The 23561-nt window shown below is 43.3% G+C and carries 18 protein-coding genes; 3 read left to right on the top strand and 15 right to left on the bottom strand.

Translation table 11 applies throughout. The features are described from left to right. Positions 1–18: 18 nt before the first annotated feature. The 3 genes from AO382_RS00465 to AO382_RS00455 all read right to left on the bottom strand — a co-directional run bounded on the left by AO382_RS00465 (position 19) and on the right by AO382_RS00455 (position 5366). Positions 19–1191: an HlyD family type I secretion periplasmic adaptor subunit gene (locus AO382_RS00465; protein ID WP_064617238.1), complete on the bottom strand. Its 1173-nt coding sequence runs from the start codon at positions 1189–1191 to the stop codon at positions 19–21. Positions 1192–1281: 90 nt separating this feature from the next. Beyond that, the gene (locus tag AO382_RS00460) at positions 1282–3495 is read right to left on the bottom strand and encodes a type I secretion system permease/ATPase (RefSeq protein ID WP_064617237.1); all 2214 of its coding nucleotides are present in this window, start codon (positions 3493–3495) and stop codon (positions 1282–1284) included. Positions 3496–3638: 143 nt separating this feature from the next. Further along, complete coding sequence (locus AO382_RS00455) at positions 3639–5366, bottom strand: TolC family protein (RefSeq protein ID WP_064617235.1); 1728 nt, start codon at positions 5364–5366, stop codon at positions 3639–3641. Positions 5367–5724: 358 nt separating this feature from the next. Between AO382_RS00455 and AO382_RS00450 the strand changes: the two genes are divergently transcribed. Beyond that, a complete protein-coding gene (locus AO382_RS00450; protein ID WP_147286447.1) occupies positions 5725–6399 on the top strand; it encodes a hypothetical protein in 675 nt (224 codons plus the stop codon). 20 nt (positions 6400–6419) lie between these two features. Here AO382_RS00450 and AO382_RS00445 read toward each other — a convergent pair whose 3' ends face one another. From AO382_RS00445 to AO382_RS00420, 6 genes are all read right to left on the bottom strand, one after another. Then, on the bottom strand, positions 6420–6878 hold the full coding sequence (locus AO382_RS00445) for a hypothetical protein (RefSeq protein ID WP_064617231.1): 459 nt from the start codon (positions 6876–6878) through the stop codon (positions 6420–6422). A 1-nt stretch (position 6879) separates the two neighbouring features. Then, the gene (gene rph, locus AO382_RS00440; protein ID WP_064617228.1) at positions 6880–7596 is read right to left on the bottom strand and encodes a ribonuclease PH; all 717 of its coding nucleotides are present in this window, start codon (positions 7594–7596) and stop codon (positions 6880–6882) included. A 130-nt stretch (positions 7597–7726) separates the two neighbouring features. Then, positions 7727–9433 (bottom strand): AMP-binding protein, encoded by a 1707-nt coding sequence (locus AO382_RS00435; protein WP_064617883.1) that lies wholly within the window; start codon positions 9431–9433, stop codon positions 7727–7729. Positions 9434–9770: 337 nt separating this feature from the next. Further along, positions 9771–11456: an AMP-binding protein gene (locus AO382_RS00430; RefSeq protein WP_064617226.1), complete on the bottom strand. Its 1686-nt coding sequence runs from the start codon at positions 11454–11456 to the stop codon at positions 9771–9773. 133 nt (positions 11457–11589) lie between these two features. Next, positions 11590–12822, bottom strand: a complete 1233-nt coding sequence (gene coaBC / locus AO382_RS00425; RefSeq protein WP_258865240.1) for a bifunctional phosphopantothenoylcysteine decarboxylase/phosphopantothenate--cysteine ligase CoaBC — start codon at positions 12820–12822, stop codon at positions 11590–11592. 70 nt (positions 12823–12892) lie between these two features. Continuing rightward, positions 12893–13642, bottom strand: coding sequence for a TSUP family transporter (locus AO382_RS00420; protein ID WP_115346507.1), 750 nt, complete (start codon positions 13640–13642; stop codon positions 12893–12895). Between the two features lie 281 nt (positions 13643–13923). Between AO382_RS00420 and nhaA the strand changes: the two genes are divergently transcribed. Next, positions 13924–15153 (top strand): Na+/H+ antiporter NhaA, encoded by a 1230-nt coding sequence (gene nhaA / locus AO382_RS00415; RefSeq protein WP_064617220.1) that lies wholly within the window; start codon positions 13924–13926, stop codon positions 15151–15153. Positions 15154–15505: 352 nt separating this feature from the next. After that, the gene (locus AO382_RS00410) at positions 15506–15979 is read left to right on the top strand and encodes an MliC family protein (protein ID WP_064617218.1); all 474 of its coding nucleotides are present in this window, start codon (positions 15506–15508) and stop codon (positions 15977–15979) included. A gap of 124 nt (positions 15980–16103) precedes the next feature. Here the strand turns inward: AO382_RS00410 and AO382_RS00405 are convergent, their stop codons facing one another. The 6 genes from AO382_RS00405 to AO382_RS00380 form a co-directional block, all read right to left on the bottom strand. Continuing rightward, a complete protein-coding gene (locus AO382_RS00405; protein ID WP_064617216.1) occupies positions 16104–16436 on the bottom strand; it encodes an RnfH family protein in 333 nt (110 codons plus the stop codon). Beyond that, on the bottom strand, positions 16424–17506 hold the full coding sequence (locus tag AO382_RS00400) for a hypothetical protein (RefSeq protein WP_064607422.1): 1083 nt from the start codon (positions 17504–17506) through the stop codon (positions 16424–16426). Before AO382_RS00400 ends, AO382_RS00405 begins: the two co-directional genes overlap by 13 nt. Positions 17507–17772: 266 nt before the next feature. Then, the gene (locus AO382_RS00395) at positions 17773–18465 is read right to left on the bottom strand and encodes a c-type cytochrome (RefSeq protein ID WP_064610877.1); all 693 of its coding nucleotides are present in this window, start codon (positions 18463–18465) and stop codon (positions 17773–17775) included. Positions 18466–18730: 265 nt separating this feature from the next. Continuing rightward, positions 18731–19024, bottom strand: coding sequence for a c-type cytochrome (locus tag AO382_RS00390; RefSeq protein ID WP_064617214.1), 294 nt, complete (start codon positions 19022–19024; stop codon positions 18731–18733). Positions 19025–19148: 124 nt separating this feature from the next. Then, entirely contained in the window at positions 19149–20591 is a 1443-nt protein-coding gene (gene cysS, locus AO382_RS00385) for a cysteine--tRNA ligase (RefSeq protein ID WP_064617212.1), read from the bottom strand. 208 nt (positions 20592–20799) lie between these two features. Continuing rightward, on the bottom strand, positions 20800–23514 hold the full coding sequence (locus tag AO382_RS00380; RefSeq protein WP_064617211.1) for a SwmB domain-containing protein: 2715 nt from the start codon (positions 23512–23514) through the stop codon (positions 20800–20802). Positions 23515–23561: the final 47 nt, after the last annotated feature.

Here is a 23561-nt window from a genome sequence, read left to right as displayed (position 1 = left end):
TTTTATGTAAATTGAAAATCAACGCTCGCCCAAACCTTCTGATAATGTTTTGGTGATTGGCTTGGTCAAGTAAGATAGGACGCTTCGCTCCATTGCTTTGATATCGACGCTGGCAGTCATGCCTGGGCGAATCACAATATCATCAGCTCTGCCATCAAATTCAGCACCAGAGATACGGATTTGTACTCGGTAATACGACCGTTCACCTTGAGGACTTGGTTCACTTAGCGTATCTGGGCTGATATAAACTACTTCTCCTTTCATCGCCCCAAAAATAGAATAATCATAAGCATCTAGCTTAACGCTGGCAGTTTGGCCTTCTTTAACATAAGCAATATCAGCAGGACGAACTTTCGCTTCAACCACCAAATCACTGTCTGTTGGTAAAATCTCCATAATCACCTCACCTGGTCTAACCACACCGCCAATTGTTGTGACACGAATATTATTTATCTTGCCTGCCGTTGGGGCAAGCAAGCGTTTTTCTTGGAGTACCTGACTGCGGTCACGGAGTTGCTCTTGTTCAGCTTGAAGCTCTTCTTGAGCACGTGTCATTTCTGCTTGTGCATCTTCAAAGTATTTGTTGCGCTTATTGGTGATCTGGGCTTTAATATCTGCCACTTGACGACGCAGGCGAATCACATCAGCTTGGCTTACGTCGCCATATTCTAATAAAGGCTCGTTGATTGCCAATTCTTGACTTGCCAAAGATAACATCTGCTCAAGTGATGCAATATCCTGAGAAATGGCTTGGCGTCGACGGTGATAAAGCTCTGTTTGGTTTTGGACATATTCAGGGTAGCGATTGACGCTCTCTGGAAATGTCAATGGACGATTTAAAATCTCAGCTTCTAGTCGTGCTACTTTGGCTTGCAGTGCCGCTACTTTGGTTGCTGAATTATCAAGTGCAGCTTGAGCACGCTCTTCTTCCAACACCAAAAGCAGCTGACCTCGCTTAACATCTTCACCTTCTTTTACCAAGATTGACGACAATACCCCGCCTTCTGATGCTTGGATTTCTTGGGTGCGAGCGCTTGCAATAACTGTTGCTGTCGCGCGCGTCACCTGGTCAATCTTAGCAAAATATGCCCAAGTTAGCAGCACCAACACTGTAACCAAAGCCGTCCAAATGATAATTTGCGCCCTATTTGAATTGGGTTTATGCGGCTGATAGCGATATGAATTTGACATTATTTAAATTTTCCACAAACAATGGATTTATTTTATAAAATACTAAGCTAATACTACACCAATCATCATCGATGATCATATCACACTATATTATGACTGAGCTGGCGTCGTGGGCGCTTGACCGTCTGTGATGCGAGCCTCAGGCTTTGAAGCAGCTTGAGCTTGTACGACTTTGGTTTGGTGCTGAGCCCGAGCAGCTTCTTCATTTTTTCGCAGCTGATCCAAAACTGCCTGCTTTGGACCATCCATCACAATCTTACTATCATTCATAATAATAATACGATCTACCAATGCCAATAGCGCAGATTTGTGAGTTGACAAAATCAAGGTTTTTTGTGGGTCTTGCAGCTCCTGAGCCAACACTTGGATACACTGCTGTTCTTGGTTATTATCCATGGAGGCGGTCGGCTCATCCAGCAGCCATACAGATGGCTGAGTCAGCACCAAGCGCGTGAATGCCACGAGCTGCTTTTGACCTCCTGACAGCCCCTTGCCGCCTTCACTGATCATCAGATCCAAACCGCTAGAATGCCCTGAAACCAACTTGATCAAACCTGTTCTATGCAAGGCTCGGCTCAATACATCGTCATTCGGCGTCGGCATACCGATCAGCAAGTTATCTCGAAGTGTGCCCTGGAACAGACGGTGATCCTGCTGTAGATACCCCACTTGATCGCTTAAGCTTTCTCGGCTAATTTGCGACATATCCAAACCATCTAGCAAAATATGCCCTGATGTAGGCGCATACAGCCCCGAAAGCAGCTTAAGTAAAGTTGACTTACCCGAACCGATCGTCCCCAAGATAGCCACGCGCTCGCCGGCACGAATCGTTAAATTAGGCACCTGAAGCGCTGGGCGATCATTACCTGCATAATTAAACTGTAATTGGCTGCATTGATAATTACCATAAATTTTTGAAGGCGATAAAGGATAATTGACGCCTTGGTTATCTTGCTGAAGGTTATACAGATTTTCAATGTTCATTTGGGCAGCTTTGGCATGGGAATATTGCACAAGCATATTTGGCACATTCATGATCGGCGACAAAATACGACCGCCCAAAATGGTCGAAGCAATCAAGCCACCGATGGTCATATCGCCATTCATAACAATATAAGCACCTGTAATCACAATCCCCACATAGCTCACCTGCTGTAGCATCTGCACAATATAGTTTAAATTGTCATTAGCGTGACGCATTTTTAGGTCGTTTTGAGTGGTGACATTCATGACATTGAGCCATTTGGATAAAAATTTCCAATTACCCGAACCTGCTTTAATGGTCTCAATGCCTTCAACAGCTTCAACCAAGATACCCGTTTTTTGATAGGAAGCTTGAGCGCCTTCTTGGGCGATTTGATTGATTTTATTTGTACTGTGCAGACCAAGCAATAAACCAATAATGGCAGCGATCAAGGGTACAAGCGCAATAATGGGAGAGCCGATTACAGCAATGATGGCAAGATACAAGATGCTCATTGGCAAATCAACCAAGGTAAACAAAGTCGATGCAGTAAAAAAGCTGCGTACTTGCTCATAGCCTCTTAACTGCGCCGCCAAAGAGCCGACCGAATTTGGCATCTGATCCACGCGTACTTTGAGCAGTCGCTCAAACACAGAACGCGATAAATTTTGGTCCATCCCAACCACCATTCGATCCATGACACGCGAACGCGCAAATTTCATGAATGCTTCAAAGAAAATCACCAAAGCCACACCCGAGCTCAAAATGATAAGAGTGTATTCACTTCTGGTAGGGATAACGCGGTCATAAACTTGCATCGAAAATAGCGAAACTGCCAGTGCTAATAAGCTGATGATGAATGAAGCAATCACCGCTTCAATAACAACTGACTTATGCTCCAAGATATTTTCGCGCAACAGTTTGGCGAAAGTGATCTTTTGTTGCTGCTGTGCGACACCTTTAATGTCAATTTTCGCTGTCAATTCAAAATCTTCGGCACGGCAGCGATGTGTTTGATCTTGTTGAACAAACACCCAAATATCTTGTTCTAATTGAACAATACGCCCAAACCCCAAAATTTTATGATAGCCCAAAAGCGGCATAAAAGCAGCATCTGGCGCTGCTAAGATCTGTATGCCGTCATTTACGCCCAATGACTGTAGCATCGTTTCAAGACTTGCGCGCGGCGTCGTCGTCTTTGTTGCCAACGCCAGACTTGACTGCATGCGATTTTTATCAACTGGGTAGCCTTGCTCCTTTAATATGATGTTGACAGCATGCGCAAGCTCTTGAGGATTGATATTTTGGTGAACTTGAATATCTTGCGTGGGCAAAGACATGACTAATTTTCCTTGATCGGCGATATCAGTTTTAACTGAGACTAAATTATTCGTTTACAGAGGCGGTATAGTACTGCTGTGCTGCGATATTTTGATAAGATTTCGGATAATAAGCATCCAAGATCAGCGATTCATTGATATGATCATGTAATAAGGGCGAAGCAGCCAAAATAAACATGAGCCGACTCTTCATCTGATGAATATGCATGATTCAGCAAATCTTGAGCAATCAAGCGATTAATATCAGAATCAATAGTAATATTACCAACCATCACTGGTGGCGCTATGGTCAAGTGATCGCTGTTTGTTCGTGCAAAATCTTGTAAGACCGACTCTATCTCATCTTGAGTGGGATTTTCTGGCAAGCCATCGCTGCTATCATGATATTCCCAGTCATCGATAACATCAGACACATCGCGAATCATAGGCTCTGTCGTCGAAGGTAGAGAAGCGGGGTATTCAACCGTTGATAGACTGGTGGACTGCTCAGATCCTTGTCTGGCTGCCAGATACTCGCCTAACTCGTCTTTGGCATAGACAAAAGGACGAAACTCGCCCGCCGGCTGCTGAATGAATCTCACCCCTTCTTGCTGCCATGGCATCAAAGCAAAATCCACTTGCAGTTTATAAAAATTGGCGACCATTTGTGCTTGGACTTGGCGTAGCTGCTGCTCATATTGCGCTTGATCACGCAATGAATTTAGAACCTCAAGCCAGCTTTTACGTCCCGCAATGAACTGACGGCGATATGAATTTAATACAATCTGTGCGCCTGCCACTGCCGCTGTTAAAGACAATTCTTGATCGCGCGCACTGACGAATTGCTGATATTGTGTCTGGATATTTTCCATCACTGTGCGTCTGGCAGCTTCTTGAGACTGAATCAAACTTTGAACACGAGCCTCTGAAGCGCGCGCCAGGGCAATATTTGAAAAACCTGCGCCAGGATTATAGCTCACACCAACTGTCACATTATCTTCAAAGCGATTATTACGATGATGATAATCGTTTTTGTATTGTACATACACCGTGGGCATTTGACTGGCACGCTGTGACTTGACCTCATAACGCGCTGAGTCAATCTCAAAACGCTGGCGGATCACACTTGGATGATTTTCACTAATCTGAGCAAACGCCAAATCGCCATAATTTTGGGACTGCTCTTTGGCTTGCTTTGCCATTTCTGCCACATTCATGCCGCTAGGCGCACCCACAGAAACCCCGATCATCTGCTCAAGTCGCGCCTCAGCGATTCGCTGCTGTTCGATGGCACCTTGTAGTGAGTTTTGATCTTGCAAGATGCGATTGGTGACAAGATCTAGCTCAATTTTTGCAGAGACGCCTTGAGAGACTCGGCGCTGCATCATCGCCTCAAATTCTTCTAGCTGTTTTAGATTATTAATATAAAGCTCTTGTAGCGACAACGCATAAATATAACTTTGCCATACATCAATGGTATTTTTTGCAACCTCATTTTGCTGCTCGAGGATTTTGGCATTCGCTGCTCTATCGTCATTGATGGCTCGATTGACATCAGCGGTAAGCTTCCCCCCTGTCCATAAAGGCTGACTGACAGCAAAACTGGTTATATTGCCATCATTGCTATCATACTGAGATGACAAGCTTGGGGTCGGTAGATAGCCGAGCTTGGCAGCGGTTACACCCTCTAAGGTGGCTTGCCGATCTGCGACAGCTGCCCCCACCAGAGGATGCGTCTGTACAGCCATGCTGATAAGCTGATTCACCTGCAATGGGTTGACGTTAGCAAATGCAGGCAATATAGACATCCCAAAAACCGCTGCCGTTAATTTATTCAACGGCAGTTTTTTTGGTAAAAGGCGGATCGAGCGTTTGTATAAAGTATTGATCATGTATTCATACTCATAACAGGCAGTAATAAGACTGCTTGTGCTTTGGCTATCACCAAAGACTGTATGTTAATTAGAGTAAAGTTTTTTTGATTTTAAAGCCATCGCTGTGCTAATAACACATCGATAGTCAATTGTAAGCCACGGGATAATATTATAACAAATTCCTCATAAAGGCTATTAAATTTTTATTACACCCTTAAAAAGTCTATCATTAAATGAAATTTAGATTATGCAATCCATCATTCAGTTATTAGCAAAAACTGGTTAAACAAAGGTTAAACTCATTCTTGACCAAATCCTCACTTGTAGGATTAATATGTTATACTACATTTACTCTTTTTTAGTCTATCATCAATCCATGAATACCCCAAAGCCGCCACCTGTTAAGCCAAAAGCCAATCAGTCAAACTTTCGGCACTCTTTTTTGATTATCTTGCTTGCAGTGATAGCAATGGCTGGGTTATTGGTTGCCAGCGTCATTTATTTAACCTCTCATTATGAACCTACGCCGCCCACCCAAGACCCTGAAACTGCATCTGATTTGAGTATCACACCTTTGTCTGAGGAAGAAAAGGCAGTTTTGCAAGCTTTAACTGAAGCCGAGCTATTAGAGTCAGAAGCACTGGCAGAGGCTGATGCGTCAGAAACTAAAGAAGAAGAGTCCGCTGAAGAGCCATCACAGCCCACCGTTCAAACCAGAGACGCTGACAGTGAACCTGATAACGAACCCAAGCCATCATCGGCTACACCTCAATCAAGCGCTAATAATCAAGCCGCACAACCTCAAAATCCACCCCCAGAGCTTCATTTGCCGTCTCGACAAATGCCTGCTGCTGCGCCAATTGTAGATCAAGAATATATTAATAATGAGGCAGCTCAGCAAGCAGATCTCATCGATGCAGAGATTTCAATTGCAATCAATCAAGTTCGCAAGCTAAATGAGCAAAAATTGGCGGCAGTGATCGCAGAGCACACCGAAATATCAGCACCCAAACAGACCCCTCAAGAGACTGACAACAATCCTTCTGAATGACTTGATCATAAAGAAAGTTATTATGTTTCTGCCAATTTGATCGTCACTTGATTGGCTTGGACAGACTTACCCAGTAGCAGCTGCTCAGCCACTTTTACTTCACGAACATCACCAAAACCTGTAAAACGATACTCAATGCCACGGTCGATGACTGTAATTTTGCCATCTTTAGCGGTGACTGTGGCTGATTGCGATAAGGTTAAGGCTTTATTATTAATTTCAAAGCGCTTGGGTGTCAATCTGAGCTGACCTTGTGAAAACATATGGCGAGATTTTGCTTTTTGTCTTTGAATATTAAAAGCGAAAATTTGCACCGCAAACAAAAACAGTGCGCCTATCGCAATCGATACAGGGGCAGTAAAGCAAATGACCGCCACAATCAAGCCGCATACCAATAAGACAATCGACCACCAAAATAGCGGATCTTTTGCTTGTCCATTTAATGTGATGATAACGCCATCGCCGTCAACTGTGAGCATACTACCAGCCCAGCGCTTGCTTCTGTACTTCGATGATTTGCTTGATGCCTAATTCTGCTAATCCTAGCATCGCATCAGCTTCATCACGAGTGAACGGCTTTTCTTCTGCGGTGCCCTGAATCTCAATAAATCCTCCCGCTTGCGTCATCACCACATTCAGGTCAGTATCACAAGTTGAATCTTCGGCATAATTCAGATCAAGCAGCGCCTGACCATCCTTAATGCCCACAGAAACTGCCGCCACCAATCCCAAAAGCGGGTCTTGGGTGAGTTTCTTATCACGCTGAAGATATTCTAAAGCATCAATCAAAGCCACAGCTGCGCCACTGATACTGGCTGTGCGTGTACCGCCATCAGCCTGAATCACATCGCAATCAATGTAAATGGTGTTTTCGCCAAGCTTTGACAAATCCAACATGGCGCGCAATGAACGCCCGATCAGACGCTGAATCTCTTGGGTGCGCCCTGATTGTTTTCCTCGCGCCGCTTCACGCTGCGTACGGGTACCTGTGGCGCGTGGTAACATGCCATATTCAGCAGTCAGCCAGCCCTTACCTTGACCTTTTAGCCAGCGTGGCACGCCAGCTTCGATACTAGCAGTGCATAAAACCTTGGTATCCCCAAAACATACCAATACCGAACCTTCGGCATGTTTGGTATATTGTCGGGAAAAACTAATGTGGCGAAGTTGATTTTCTTGACGATTATCGATGCGCATGACGGCTCTCAATGATTTCATTTTGTTGGATGTCATTTTACCAAGATATGCTTGATATTACAAAGTATCATCAAATTAAATTTCAAAAACCAAAAAACCTGCCATAACTTTGGCAGGTTTTGGTCATGCATTATTTGCTTTCTTCAAGTTTTCTGAGCTCTTTACGCAAAATTTTACCAACATTAGATTTGGGTAATTCACTGATGAACTCTATGTATTTAGGGCGCTTATAGCCTGTCAGGTTTTCTTTTGCCCAAGCACGCACCTCGTCGGCGGTCAAGGAGGGATCTTTTTTGACCACAAAGACCTTGACCACTTCACCGCTGTGATCATCAGGCACGCCGATCACACCACACTCAATGACTTTTGGATGGGCGGTGATGACATCTTCGACCTCATTGGGGTAGACATTAAAGCCAGACACCAAAATCATATCTTTTTTGCGATCAACAATTTTAATAAAGCCACGATCATCCATCACACCAATATCGCCTGTACGAAAAAACCCATCTTTGGTCATAACTTTTTCGGTTTCATCGGGGCGCTTCCAATAGCCAACCATCACCTGAGGACCTTTGGCACAAATTTCACCAGCCTCGCCCATTGCTACTTCATTACCATCATCATCCAAAATTTTAATGTCGGTGGCAGGAACTGGAAAACCAATCTTACCTGTGTATCCACCTGGTGGATTTAGAGTCAAAACAGGCGAGGTTTCAGACAGACCATAGCCTTCGATGATATAATTACCCGTCAAACGCTCCCATGCTTTGGCAGTATCGGATAAAACTGACATGCCACCGCCTAATGACAATTTTAAATTACTATGGTCAAGTGACCGAAATCCTTCATGATGCACCAAACCATTAAACAAGGTATTAACCGCAGGGAAGAACGCAGGTTTATATTTGGCATAATCTTTACACAGTGCTGGAAAATCTCTTGGGTTGGTGATCAGCAGCATACTAAAACCCATCTTCATCCCCAACAAACCACACGCTGTGAATGAAAAAATATGGTAAAGCGGTAAGGCAACTGCGACATATTGACCAGATAACTTGTCTTTAGAAAATGCTAAGCTAAGAAATGGCGCACACTGCTCAACATTCACAGCAAGATTACGATGTGTCAGCATGGCACCTTTTGCCACGCCTGTTGTACCGCCTGTATACTGCAATACAGCAATATCATCCAAAGCCAAATTGGGGCGATTATAGCTACCTGCCGGGACTTTATTAAGTGCCTCTTTAAAAGAAACATGACCAGGAATATTCCACTCAGGCACCATTTTTTTGACATGGCGTACCACTGCATTAACCAAAAATCCCTTTAAGCCAAGCATATCGCCCAAAGATGCAACAATCACATGGCGTACTTGACCTTTATTCACCACTTTTTCAAAAGTATGAGCAAAATTTTCTACAATAAATAACGCTTTGGCTTCTGAGTCATTGAGCTGATGTTCAAGCTCATGCGAGGTGTACAAAGGGTTGACATTCACCAATGTCAATCCAGCACGCACAATCGCAATCATCGCAATCGGATATTGCAAAATATTTGGCATCATGACCGCGACTTTATCACCTTTGACCAAGCCGAGCGACTGCAAATATGCCGCCATTTGACGACTATAGTTATCCAGTTGTCGATAGGTGATAGACTTATCCATGCAAGTAAAAGCAACTTGATTACCGAAGCGTGCAAATGCCTGATCAAAAATGTCCATGAGTGAATTAATATTGTCAGGCAAACTGAAGTTAAAATCAAGACCATGTTCTTGATAGGTTTTATACCAAGGCGAATCAGTTGAGATGGTGAATTCGGTTGTATTGGTCATGTTCATTTATTTCCTTATATTAAACAAATCCATCAAAAAGCCAAAAGGGGCGCGATGCATAGCGCATGGTGCGCTATGGTTGTAAATCTAGCATAAGTTACCCAATTAGACAAGAACTGTGACCAAAAAGTTACAATTTACTTTGCGATATCATTTTATGCAAAAATATTATAAAAATTTCAATCAAATAATGGAGATTTTTATAGAGTTTTTAAGGGTGCGATCATGGTATATTGATCAAATAATGGTCAGCCATGATAAATGGACAAAGCGGCGTTAAAATAAAAAAGCGAGGAAATTCCTCGCTTTATGCTCTGTCATTTTGCTAAGTATGCATTTATAGATTTCTTAGCTCTTTTCTTAAAATCTTACCCACATTAGACTTAGGTAGCTCATCCACAAAAGCAATTTTTTTGGGGCGCTTATAGCCTGTCAGATTTTGTTTTGCCCAAATTCTGATGTCTTTTTCGGTCAATTCAGGATCTTTTTTGACAATAAAGACTTTCACCACTTCACCGCTGTGCTCATCAGGCACGCCAATAACACCGCACTCCAAAACGCCCGAATGGCTTGCGATCACTTCTTCAACTTCATTAGGGTAGACATTAAATCCTGAAACTAAAATCATGTCTTTTTTGCGATCGACGATTTTAAAGTAACCGTTTTCGTCCATAACACCAATATCACCAGTTCTAAAATAACCATCTTCTGTCATCGCTTTGGCAGTTTCTTCAGGCTGCTTCCAATAGCCTTTCATGACTTGAGGACCCTTGGCAGCGATCTCGCCTGACTCACCTTGCGTAACTTTATTACCATCATCGTCCAACAAAAGAATGTCTGTTGAAGGAAAAGGAATGCCAATTTTACCTGTATAACTGCCCAAAGGGTTGAAAGTCAGCACCGGTGATGTCTCAGACAAGCCGTAACCTTCAATGATATAATTGCCGGTGATTTTTTCCCAAGCATCAGCTGTGCTTGGCAATACCGACATACCGCCACCCAATGATACCTTAAGATTGCTATGATCTAATGCTTTAAAACCATCATGATGTGCCAATGCATTAAATAATGTATTCACCGCAGGGAAGAACTGAGGGCGATATTTGCCAAATTGCTTAGTTAGATCATCTAAGTCTCGTGCATTGGGAATCAACAAAAGTGCAAAGCCCATTTTCATGCCAAGCATCGTTACCATAAATGAAAAAATATGATACAAAGGTAACGCTACCGCCATATATTCGCCATGCTGATGGGATTTTTCAAAGCCTGATTTGACATAGGTCATGCATTGCTCGACATTGGCGATCAAATTACCGTGCGTGAGCATGGCGCCCTTTGCCACGCCTGTCGTGCCGCCTGTGTACTGCAAAATAACCACATCATCCAAATTGACCGTCGGCTTGGTATATGAGTAATTACCTTTTAAAATATCCTTAAAGCTGACCTTATTTGGGATACAATAATTTGGCACCATTTTTTTGATGTGACGCACGACAGTATTAATCACTATGCCTTTTAGACGCATCATATCGCCAATGCCCGTGGTGATCACTTGCTGAACTTGACCTTTATTAACCACTTTTTCAAAAGTATGGGCAAAATTTTCTACAATAAATAACACTTTGGCTTCCGAGTCATTGAGCTGATGCTCAAGCTCATGCGCGGTATACAAAGGATTGACATTGACAAGCACATATCCTGCACGAACAATGCCCATCATCACCGCCAAATACTGCGGCGTATTTGGCATCATAACTGCCACTTTATCACCTTGCTCCAAGCCCAAAGATTGTAGATATCCAGCGATATTTTGGCTCACCTGATCAAGTTCATCATAGCCGATGTGCACACCCATAAAAGTAATTGCACGCTGTCCACGATTGGCTTGAAAATTTACATCAAAAAAATCTAGCAAAGAATTGACGCCTTCTGGCATCTTTAATTGAATGTCCAAATTGTTTTTTTGATAGGTTGCCTGCCAAGCACGATCCGCTGGCGTCACAAACCCCGAATAATTAGTCATAGATAACCCCCTATTTATGATTTTGAATTTTGAATACAGCAAAGCAGTACAGTACAAAGCTAAGCGCAGATTGACAATCTTTTTTTATGAACTGTTTTTCACATTTTTTGATTGACAAATATCTCAAATTATCTTAAAGAGATTTTTCATCAATGATCTTTGCGATACACCTGACCAACTGCTCGGCAATGTTGGCTTTGCTGGTTTTGGGCAAATCAACTGGTGGCTCATCATATTGCTCAGCAAAAAATACCGTCATGGCATTATCATCACTACCAAAGCCAATCGATCGATCCGACACATCATTCACCGCAATCATATCCAAACGCTTGGCGGCAAGCTTGGCTTTGGCGTAATTTTCGGTGTCTTGAGTCTCAGCAGCAAAGCCAACAGCCAAAAGATTGGGATAAGCACTGCAAATGGTTGCCAGAATATCTGGATTTTTCACCAGTTCAAGCGTCATGCTTTCTTGACCTTGAGTTTTTTTAATTTTATGCGTGGCGACAGATGCCATCTTAAAATCAGCCACCGCCGCCGTCGCGATGAAAACATCCGCTCTTTGACACATACTTAAGCACGTCTGCAGCATCTCATCTGCGGTGCCTACGGTCATTTTTTTGACACCGTAGGGTGTCTGTAAAACGACGCGCTTGCCCGACACCAAAATAACATCCGCCCCAGCGTCCCGGCAAGCACTCGCCAAAGCATAGCCCATCTTGCCGGTAGAGTGATTGGATAAAAAGCGCACCGGATCTATCGGCTCAATCGTGGAGCCAGCGGTGATTACGACCGTCTTACCAAGAAGCAACTGGGGAATTTGGCGACGCGCATAAAAAGCCAAAATCCGCTCACACAGATCTTCAGGCTCAGGCAAGCGACCTGCGCCAACATCACCACATGCCTGCTCGCCGCTGTCAGGACTGATCACATGATGACCAAATTGGCGTAGTTTTTTAAGATTATCTTGGACGATCGCATTCGCCCACATCTGCTGATTCATGGCAGGTGCGATTATGATTGGCGCGCTTGTTGCCACACAAACTGTCGTCACCAGATTATCCGCGAAACCACCAGCAAGCTTGGCGATCGTATTGGCAGAAGCAGGTGCAACCACCACCAAATCCGCCCATTTTGCAAGCTCAATATGCCCCATACCAAGCTCGGCGGTCTCATCAAGCAGCTCAGTGTGCGCCGCCTGCCCTGTCAAGGCTTGAAATGTCAAAGGCGTGATAAATTCACATGCCCCTGCCGTCATCATAACACGCACCTGACAGCCTGATTTAATCAGCAGGCGAGCAAGCATGGCAGACTTATAGGCGGCAATACCCCCTGTCACAGCCAATAAAATATTTGGTAATCTGTTCATAATTTTCATCTGATAAATAAATTGGCATTATACACCATAACGCCCTTATCATCACCCACAATCCAAGATGCTACCAAAACAAATACCGACACACCATGGCAAAGCACATCAGCACAATGACGGGTCTGATAAATTTTGCGCCGCCTTTCACCACCATTTGACTGCCTGCAATCGCACCGATGATCTGCCCTGCCATCATCACAAATCCCACTTTCCACAACACATGACCGCCCAGCATAAAAAATAACAAGCTGGCAATATTGGTCGAAAAGTTTAAAAGCTTGGCAACTGCCGTGGCTTTGATCAAATTCATCCCGCGCAAAGCGACATTGGATAGTGCAAAAAATGTGCCTGTGCCTGGTCCTAAGTAGCCATCATAAAACCCAACAAGCGGAACGGTAGTTTTTTGCCAAGTGCGATGACTGATTTTGGGCGCGCGCTCAATTTCACCCAAATTTGGCGCAAATAAAGTATAAATCCCAACGCCTGCCACCAAAAAAGGAATGACGACTTTGAGCATCTCAGGCGGTGATAGTTGCACCAAAAGCGTCCCAAGCGTAGAGCCAATGAATGCCATCAGTATCGCGCCTTTGATCTGTGAAGGATGGATGATGCCCTTTTTTATCATGGTTAAAGAAGCAGAAAAAGACCCTGCCGAAGCTTGAAGTTTATTTGTCGCAAGCGTTGCCACAGGCGGTACACCTGCCAACAAAAGCGCAGGAATCGTCAATAGCCCGCCACCGCCCGCCATCGCATCCACAAAGCCTGCCACAAGTGCCACCGCAAATAACAGCGCCAAAATCTCAAAGCCTAAATCCATACCCACCCTTAATATCCGCCCATGTTGACAGCTAAGCTATTATACATGACGCATTTGATCTTTCAGAATTATTTTGCCTGAGTGAATTTGGTATTTTTGAAATAAATTCGCTAAAGTTTTGTAATCAAGCCTTTATCATCACCATATTTTTATGATAAAGTTAATCCCAAATTAATCTAATTTATCAATTTTGCCATCAGCTAACAAAAAATCAAATTATCCTAACTGGTTAACTGATTTTGTAACGCCTGTTAGCTGAACGCACCTAAGTTGGGAAGTTTATGTTTGCACAATTCAAACGATTTTTAGAGCTTGAAGCTGCAGGCGGTATTGTACTGGCAGCGGCAGCTTTACTGGCGATGATTATTGCCAATTCACCGCTTGACGAGATGTACCATGCCTTTATTCATGCGCCTGTTGTGGTTCAAATAGGCACATTTCAAATTGCCAAAGATGCCCATCATTGGATTAATGACGGTTTGATGGCAATATTTTTCTTTTTGGTTGGACTTGAGCTAAAAAGAGAAGCCTTAATTGGTGAGCTGTCTGATGTTAAACAAATTTTAATGCCTGCCTTGGCAGCGGTTGGCGGTATGGTGATGCCAGCGTTAATTTATGCTGCGTTTAATCAGAGTAATCCTGAACAGTTGGCAGGCTGGGCGATTCCTGCCGCTACCGATATTGCTTTTGCCTTGGGGGTATTAAGCTTATTGGGCAATCGTGTCCCAAATGCTTTAAAAGTCTTTTTGGTCTCTATCGCCATTTTTGATGACCTTGGTGCAATTGTCATCATTGCTTTGTTTTATACCAGTGATTTATCTTTATCATCTTTGGCGGTGGCTGGGGTTTGTTTTCCATTTTTATTCATCTTAAATAAAATGAATGTTGTGCGACTGACACCATATTTATTGATTGGTCTGGTCATGTGGGCAGCATTTTTAAAATCAGGCGTTCATGCTACTTTGGCAGGGGTTTTGCTGGCATTTTTTATCCCCTTGCGTGATAAAAGCGACCCTGAGCATTCACCTCTAGAAGAGCTTGAACACGATTTACACAATACCGTCGCTTTTGGCGTGTTGCCTTTATTTGCTTTTGCTAACGCAGGCATTGGATTGGTAGGAACAGGCATTGACAGTTTATTACATTCAGTCCCACTTGGTATCGCCGCAGGATTATTTATTGGTAAGCAAATCGGTGTGATGGCGGCGGTCTTTTTATGTTTGAAGTTTGGGCTGGCATCCCTACCAAAAGACACAACCATCAAGCAACTGTATGGGGTGTCTTTGCTGTGTGGCATTGGTTTTACGATGAGTTTATTCATCTCAGGTCTAGCGTTTGGCGATGCTCCTAAGGATTTTGATCCACGCTTAGGGATTATTTTAGGCTCAATCATCTCAGGCGTGATTGGTTATGTGATTTTACGAGGCAATATTCCAAATGCTGACCATCCCGTCCTTGCCAAAGATACAGGCGAAGGGTTTATTCCCGCACAACACGACACTCAGGCTTAAGCCATTTGGATAATAAGGCATGTTTATCTTTGGTAGTTATGATAAAAAATACCTATTTAAACAGTAAAGCTGTCTTAAACAGTAAAGCTGTTGTAAATTGTTCAAAATCAGGTACGCTTTAACAACCAAAATCACCAAACCAAGCCCCACATATCTAAGCTTGGTTTGGTGATGTGTCGAAATCTTGTCACATAACAAACACCAAAGCAACTATCAGCCAATAAAAGAAAGAGTTAAGCAACATTTTTCACATGACTATCACAGATTAGCCATCAAAAATCACTCAGCTCATCATGATTTGACCTATAATGAATTTACCAATTCTGGCTTTTTATCAATAAAAGGATGACTTATGAAAAAATTACTTTTGAGTTCTGCTGCTGTTATGATGGCAATCACAGGTTGTACAACACCGTCAACCGTCAGCGTACCAGCCAATCAAGCAGGCGTTGTTGTTGTGCCAACAGCTGGTACTCATCATGGTGCTCATCATCATGGCACTCATCACCAACATGGCGTTTATGGACAAGACATCACAGCGGTTTATCAATGTGATGAAGGCGCCAAAGTTGTGGCAAACTATCAACCAGAAAATGACCGTGCAGTATTGACCGTCAGTGCGCCAACTTGGCACCTACACAACCAAGAGATCGTGATGCGTCCAGCCACAAGAGGGTCAGGTATGCGTTTTATTAATGACACCAATCCAAACAGTGTATATGATTGGCATGCCCAACGCTCTGAAGCTTTATTATCAGTCATCCTTGGTGAAACAGGTCAAGAATATACGCTAAATTGCCGTACCAACTCACCTGCTTTGATGTAATCTCATCTAAGATAGGTACCACCATTAATAAAATGCAGCCAAAATTGTTGGCTGCATTTTATTAATATAGAACTGTAAGGTAAAACTTTAAGATTAATACCCATCAAACTGATGGTTTTGTTGGCTATTTTTTTGAAAGTGCCTTTCGCTTAGCCATTGGGTCAATGGTCAAGGGTCGGTAAATTTCTATGCGATCGCCTGCCAAAAGTATGGTATCAAGGCGTTTTTTTTGGCTAAAAATACCCACATACCAAGACTTATGATTTGGGCCATTGTCCAAATTATTTTGTACCCAATGCCAAAAATCTTCAAACTCTTCGCCATGCACCCAAGGCACAAGCGTCAATGCTTCATAGATGGTTGTACCCATCGGTAGGCTAAGTTCGCTATAATACTGCTTACCTGAGGACGCAACATGGCTGATGGCGATGGTCATACATTGCTCTAAACAATCCATTCAAGCACCAAACCGATGATTGCTACAATAATGGCAATAGGCACAATAATGCGTACAAAAACACGCCAAGTATTATATCGAAGCTCACTACTCATATTCAGCGTTTTTCTTAAATGGCTAATTTTCATCACAAATCCTGAAAAAATAGACAACATCAAAACCGCCACCAAGCTTAGACAGATAATGATGATTAATAAAATATTAGCAGGAATAACACTAAACACAATCGCCAATAATAATACCATCGCCACCGCCATCAGTATACCAAAGCGTGTACTAAGCTGTGTGTACGCATAATATAATAAAAATGCCGCAACCAATAACATACCTAGGCTGGTAACGACAAATGACGCCACGCCTACCAAAGCTGAGCCTGCTAAGATTGCAATTGAACCAAAGATGAGCTGAGTGAGCCAGACAGGCAAAATATAGCCTGCCAAAGATTTTTTGGCAGTCATCAAACTTGGTGCGGTCGCCATACCCCCAAACCAGTATAAACCTGTACCAATACCAACGCACAAAAGTGCCAGTATGACCGCACGAGACCACTCAAGCAGTCCAACCTCGGTCATGACAGGAACGCTCACCGCACTGTCATATAACGATAACAGCGAACCCAATAAAATCAACAAGACGCCCACCATCAGTAGGCGACTTTTTAATAAGCTTAATATCAATGCAATGACCATCAAGCCTGCTGCCATACCAAATATAGGGATGCCTGACTGCTGCAACACCGAACCAAAGTGTACATAAGCTCTCATGGCAATCTGCCCTGAGAGATTGGCTGCGATTAATATTGAGATAACGACAGACAGTAGTGCAAAACCTCGCCAAACTAAGCCTGCATCTGCTTCACGAGTCAGTTTTTGCATACCCTGCCACGGCATATCACCTGAACGAGCCGACAATGCAAATTCGGCAAATAAGACAGGTAAACCAACCAAAACCATCGCTGCTACCCAAAGCAGCCAAAAATCCAATTCTCGTGCCATATTTGGTGCAACTTGACCAATGAACATCAAAGGCAAAGCACACGCCACAAAAAAGACCGTATATCGATGAAGCATATTTGATACCATGATAAAGATTTGGCATATTTTAACACAAAAACCAATAAAGCCCTAAAGCTGCCATACATTAAAAAACTCCCTTTTTGGGAGCTTTTTAATGAAATAATAAATTTTCTGATACATTTGTTTATGCCAACCATCAAATCTAAAAGTATATATCTAACACTAACTGTTGATGGCTATCGTATCGTTATTATGATGTTTGTATTTTAAGCATCATGCTTAAGGCTTAAGCGGCTTGATGTATATCGCCGCTTAGTGTATCAGTGAAGTGCTGATAAATATTCAGATAAAATCTTAATATCACGATCTGATAACCGTGATGCCACCATCTGCATCATGCCTTTATCACCTGCCTTGGCAGAATCGTTGGTACGCAATTCTGTATCTGATGAAACATCATCTTCACGACCTGCGGCACGGAACAGTTTTAATTGTGTTGCCAAATAGGCAGCGTGCTGACCACCTAAGCGAGGAAAGCCTGCGTACGCATTACCTGCACCTTTGGGATCATGACAACCTGAACACGGAATAACGCCACGAGTTTTATCACCACCTAAGTATAGTTTGGTTGCTTCGGCAACTGTTGCTTTATTGCCATAGCCTGGTGTCCAAGGGGTTCTGCTGGCATAATAACCTGCCAAATTTGCCAAATCCTGCTGAGTCAATCCAGCCAGCTGAGCTTCCATAATACCATTACGGCGTGCTTTGGTCTTAAAATCAACCAACTGCTTATAAAGATACTTGATATTTTGACCACCAAGGTTTGGCTGAGTAGGCACAGGACTCATACCATCAAGACCATGACAGGCAGCACAGTTGGCTTCAACGATGGCTTTGCCTGCTTCAATGTCATATGTCGGGACAGTGACAGCAGCATACGCTGAAAAACTGGCAAGACCAATTCCTGAGGCTAGAGCGAGTTTGGCTAAAGTTGCTTTTTTGGCAGGTTTCATAATAATTTCCTACTAACTTGGCTAAGTCTTGGGTGATATTGTGGCTAAATCTTGGTTCATTTAGCCCATCATTTATAATTCAAAAAACTACTTATGGCAATTCATCTGAGTAACTTTTATTATTATAGCAAGAGTTAGCTAAATTTTCCTACAAAAATTGTGGTTTTGGTAACATTTTTTTCAAATAATCGTGATTTTATTGACAAAATCAGCAGATGGATGAACATTTAGGGGCAGCCAAGCAGATTGATTATCACCCTTTGCTCTATTTGCTCATGTATTCAATCAGCTCAGCAAAGTCTTTGTCTGTACAATTTTGGCACAGCCCCATGGCAGGCATCTGCGGCATGCCTTGACGAGTGGATTTGATCAATGCCTCTTGACCCTTCTGCTGATTTAGGCGATGCCATGTGGCAACATCACCTTTTTTGGGTGCATTAAAAGTACCGCTATCATGACAAGTTGCACAGCTTTGGGCGTATATTTTTTCAATATCAGCATACGCATTTGATGCCACGACCAAACCCAAAACCATCAGCGACAACATCATCATTTTCATAAGAGCGTTCTCATATTATAAAATCAGCCTGTATTATGGGTGTTTTTAGCATAATTACAAGGGTAATTTGGTAAACGGCCCATTAAATCTCATGGTACAAATTAATCTTTAAAAAGCTTATGCCTTATACCCGTCGCCAAGTCGTGCCAGCTCGGCTGTCTTCAAGCTCAATGCCTTGCGATTTTAGCTCATCACGGATCGCATCTGCCTTGGCAAAGTTTTTTTGAGCTTTGGCTTGTTGTCTTTGGGCGATTTTATTGGCAATCTCGGCATCACTTAAGCCATCAGGCTTATTGCCAATATTGGCTTGCAAAAACTCATTAGGCGATGATTGGGCGATATTCAGCACCGAAGACAGTGCCTTTAGAATGGCGGCTTCTTGGACTGCTTTTTGGTGCTCGCCTGCTTTTATTGCTCGATTGATCTCCGCCACGATGCCAAAAAGTACGCTCACCGCTTTTGGGGTATTAAAGTCATCATTCATCGCTTTGGCGAATTCTTGACCTGCCTGACTCTCCCAAGCGCTTGGTGTGATTGAGATTGAGCCGAAGTTTTCAGCGGATTTTAGCGATTGATAAATGCGTGACAGCGCCGTATGGCTTTCTTTGAGTGCGGTATCAGAAAAATTCACTGGGCTGCGATAGTGGCTGGATAATAAGAAAAAGCGCACCGTTTCAGGGTGAAATTTATCCACCACTTCGCGAATGGTGAAAAAATTACCCAAAGACTTGCTCATTTTTTCGCCATCAATATTAATAAACCCCATATGCATCCAATGATTGGCATAGGTTTTTCCGCTGACGCCTTCGGATTGGGCGATTTCGTTTTCATGATGCGGAAATTGCAAATCATGCCCCCCGCCATGAATGTCAAAAGTTTCACCCAAACAGCAAGTACTCATCGCACTACACTCAATGTGCCAACCTGGGCGACCCAGTCCCCACGGCGATTGCCAATGTGGTTCGGACGGCTTGGCTGCTTTCCACAGCACGAAATCAAATGGATTTTGCTTATCGTCTGCTGCACTGACGCGCTCTGATGCGCCAGCTTGCATGTCATCGAGTTTACGCTTTGATAATTTGCCATAGTCGGGAAATTTATCGACAGCATAATACACATCGCCGCCATTGCCTTGGTACGCCAAGTCTTTATTCATCAGACCATGAATAAGATCTTGCATATTTTCGATATGCTCGGTAGCGCGCGGCTCCATGTTAGGCGATTGGCAGCCGAGCGATTTTTCGTCTTGCCACATCGCAGCGATAAACCGGTCGGTCAGATCAGTGATGGTTTCGCCATTTTCATTGGCTCGGTGAATAATTTTATCGTCAATATCAGTGATATTACGCACATAATTGACATCAAAGCCAATCGCTCTTAGCCAACGCACAATCACATCAAACCCCACCATCACGCGGGCATGACCCATGTGGCAGTAGTCATAGACCGTCATGCCGCAGACATAGATGCCTATTTTACCCGCTTCAATCGGCTTAAATGGGCGCTTGCTGGCACTTAGGGTATCATAAAGCTGTAACTGCGATTGGGTCTGGCGTAATGCGCTCATGGTTCTATTTTCTAAACATCACTATAAAAACTGCCATCATAACAAATTTTTCTCTTAAATTCAGTAAATTTATCAAAACATTTTTAGCAAATGGTTATGGGTCTTAGATAGATGATACGACAAATACACCACTCTGCATAAGAGATAAAAAAATAAAATAAAAACGCCCCCAACTTGGGAGCGTTTTGGCGGTTGTTTTAAGATAACATTAGATGACGTTGATGCCCTGCTCGATATAGACTGTGCTGACACCGCCATTACCATTATCATGAGTCCAAACATCATAGGTATGCCCATCTACTTTTTCAGTAGAAGTGACTTCCCATGGGCTAGGATCTCTTGGTGACTCGCCATATTTTTTGATGGGTCCTGAATGACCGATATCCACGGTGTCATCACTACCACCCTGAATATACAAGTTTTGGTTTTTGGCGACATTAGCGACATTAACATCTTTTAGGGTGTTTTTGCCTGTACCATTTAGGTTAATGACATCAACATCTGTCAGCTGGCTTAGAGACAGCGAATGATTGCCAGTTTTTAGATTAACATGGTCTTTACCAGCACCACCCAAAATGGTTGTATTGCCACTGATACTACCTTCGATATTTAGATGGTTTACATCTGATGGCTTATCGGTGTTATTATCATTGCCCAAACTTTTGCCGTTGGCTTTATAGGTTGGTTGATAAAGATCTGTGTCAATACCCTGACCACTGCCCATGTCAATGACATTTGTAAAAGCTAAGTTACCTTTGATGGTTAGGATGTCGCTACCGCTGCCCATATAGATGTTGGCTTGTGAAACAGCACCACCGATTTCCACCGTGTCATTACCTGCTTCTGCAAAGATGTTTGCTGAAGTTTGAGGTTCGTTCAGGGATGAGAAAATTCTACCACCTAATGTATAGGTGTCATTGCCCTCACCCAAATACACACGTGTTGCTTGCAGTTGGTCACCACGCACCCATAAGAGGTCATTACCAGCCCCCATATCAACCGTAGTGATGGAAGGTTTATTGTCTGTGGTAGCATTTGCTGGACCATAATCCTGAGAGTTTGCGATATTGCCATTGAATTTTGTTGGCGTGCCATCAGAGAAATAGCCAACATATAAGCGATCGGCAAAATCGGTCATCAAGATGGGGGATTGCACAGGGTTATCATGTGTATCTACCGCCACAGTATGACTATGATCTTTATCAGTTGCGGCAAGATCCTTTTGTAATCCGTAGTATAAGGTAAGGTCGCCGTCCAGCTGTCGTAATGCCACAGGATGACCATCTAAGATAATACCTGTCGCACTGCCTTTGTTACCATCAACTTTATAGCCTGCACCTTGCTGTACAGTTGCAACAACGGACTCTTGACCTCCGTAATTGTACTGGTTGTTGTTGAGGGGTTCTAGTTTGGGGTTTAGCAAGAAACCAGCACTGCTCTCGCCCTTTGGAATGGTTACTGTCACAGTGTTATCAGTTTTATTGTGGGTAACCGTAGCACCACCTACCCCTGTGATGTTCTGAATGTCATCAGCGTCGGCTGCCCCTGATAGTTTAACCTTAACTTTCTTTTCAGAGTCCGCTGGCTTATCCAATGTGACTGTATAAGTCAGCCCTGTATTAGGGTTATCATCCTCAGTCGTGGCAGCAGCTTCTATTGTTTTATCATTAGGAGCTGCAACAGTTGTCTTGCCTTTATCACCAGTGACACTAATGCTTGCAGTTGGTGGTGTGGTGTCTGCTGGTGCTACTTTAGAGCCATTAGTCACATCAGTATCAGTAAAGCTGGCAGCGTCATTACCTGCTTTATCTTGAACTGCTTTAGGATCGTTAGCAGTACTTGGATCGTTGTAGCTGACTTTGACAGTGTCACCTTGTTTGGCTGGCTCAGGCAGAGTTAATTTAACTTTATCGCCTTCAACAGTTACATTTGTTGGTGTGACTGTTTTGTCACCCACTTTGACTTTGAAGTTTTCTTTGGCTGGTGGGTTAGCAGCATCTAGCGGTTCATCAAATGTTACAGTTAATGTGGTACCTGCACCATCAACCGCTGGAGTACCTTTGACTTTTGGTGCATCAGTATCAACTGTGTAGGCTTCTTTGTCTGTGACAGTACCTGTTTTGCCATCTTTACTTAGGGTAACTTTGGCATCAGCGTGTTTGTCTTGATCGGCTTTGATGTCAGCAGGCGTAACTTGGGCAACATAATCACCGTTAGCTGCTTTTTCTGCTGGGTATTCTTTGTTATTGATGGTAACTTTAACACCTGTAACAGTTTCACCATCTTTTGGTGCAACTTTCACAGCAACAGGAACAGTCGCTTTGTCTGCTTCAGCTTTATTGACCACATCATCGCCTGCCACAGTGATGGTGATGTCATTAGCACCAGTTTTTGGAGTGAAGGTGGTGTCTTTTTCAAGAGAATCAGCAACACCATCTACGCTTGCAGCAACAATACCAACAGCACCTGCGGCAAGTAGACCACCAGTCAGCCAAGGCCAGATGGCTGCTTTGGTTTCGGTCGCACCAATCCACCATGGTGTTGAGACAGCACCACCGCCTAATGCCTGACCTTCAACATCGCCAGTGACAAGCTGGGTTACATAGTCTACCGCCTCACCTGTATCTGGGATGTAATAGTAATATTGACCATCTTCAGCCAGACCAATCAAGGCAGCATCGCCATGGTCATAATAATCTTCAATAATCAAATCATCAGATTGACCATCTTTATCTAAGCTGATATGAAGGTCCTTACCTACACGCTTGGTAATGATATGGTCAGGGGCGCGTCCTGTTTGTTGATCAACAAGTTCATAATTAACGCCTTTTTGGGCTTTAACTTTGGTAGCAACGCCTTGAGTTAAGGCAATTTGACCAACAGTTTTAGTGGTTGAGTGTGTTTTTAAGACGATATTTGACATAATAATACCTTTGTTTTAGATTTTTACCAAGATGAGCTGGTTTAACT

Source organism: Moraxella catarrhalis (assembly GCF_001656295.1).
GTDB classification, from domain to species: domain Bacteria; phylum Pseudomonadota; class Gammaproteobacteria; order Pseudomonadales; family Moraxellaceae; genus Moraxella; species Moraxella veridica.
Note: the sequence above shows the minus strand (reverse complement) of the source record. Positions and strands in the feature narration are given on the sequence as shown.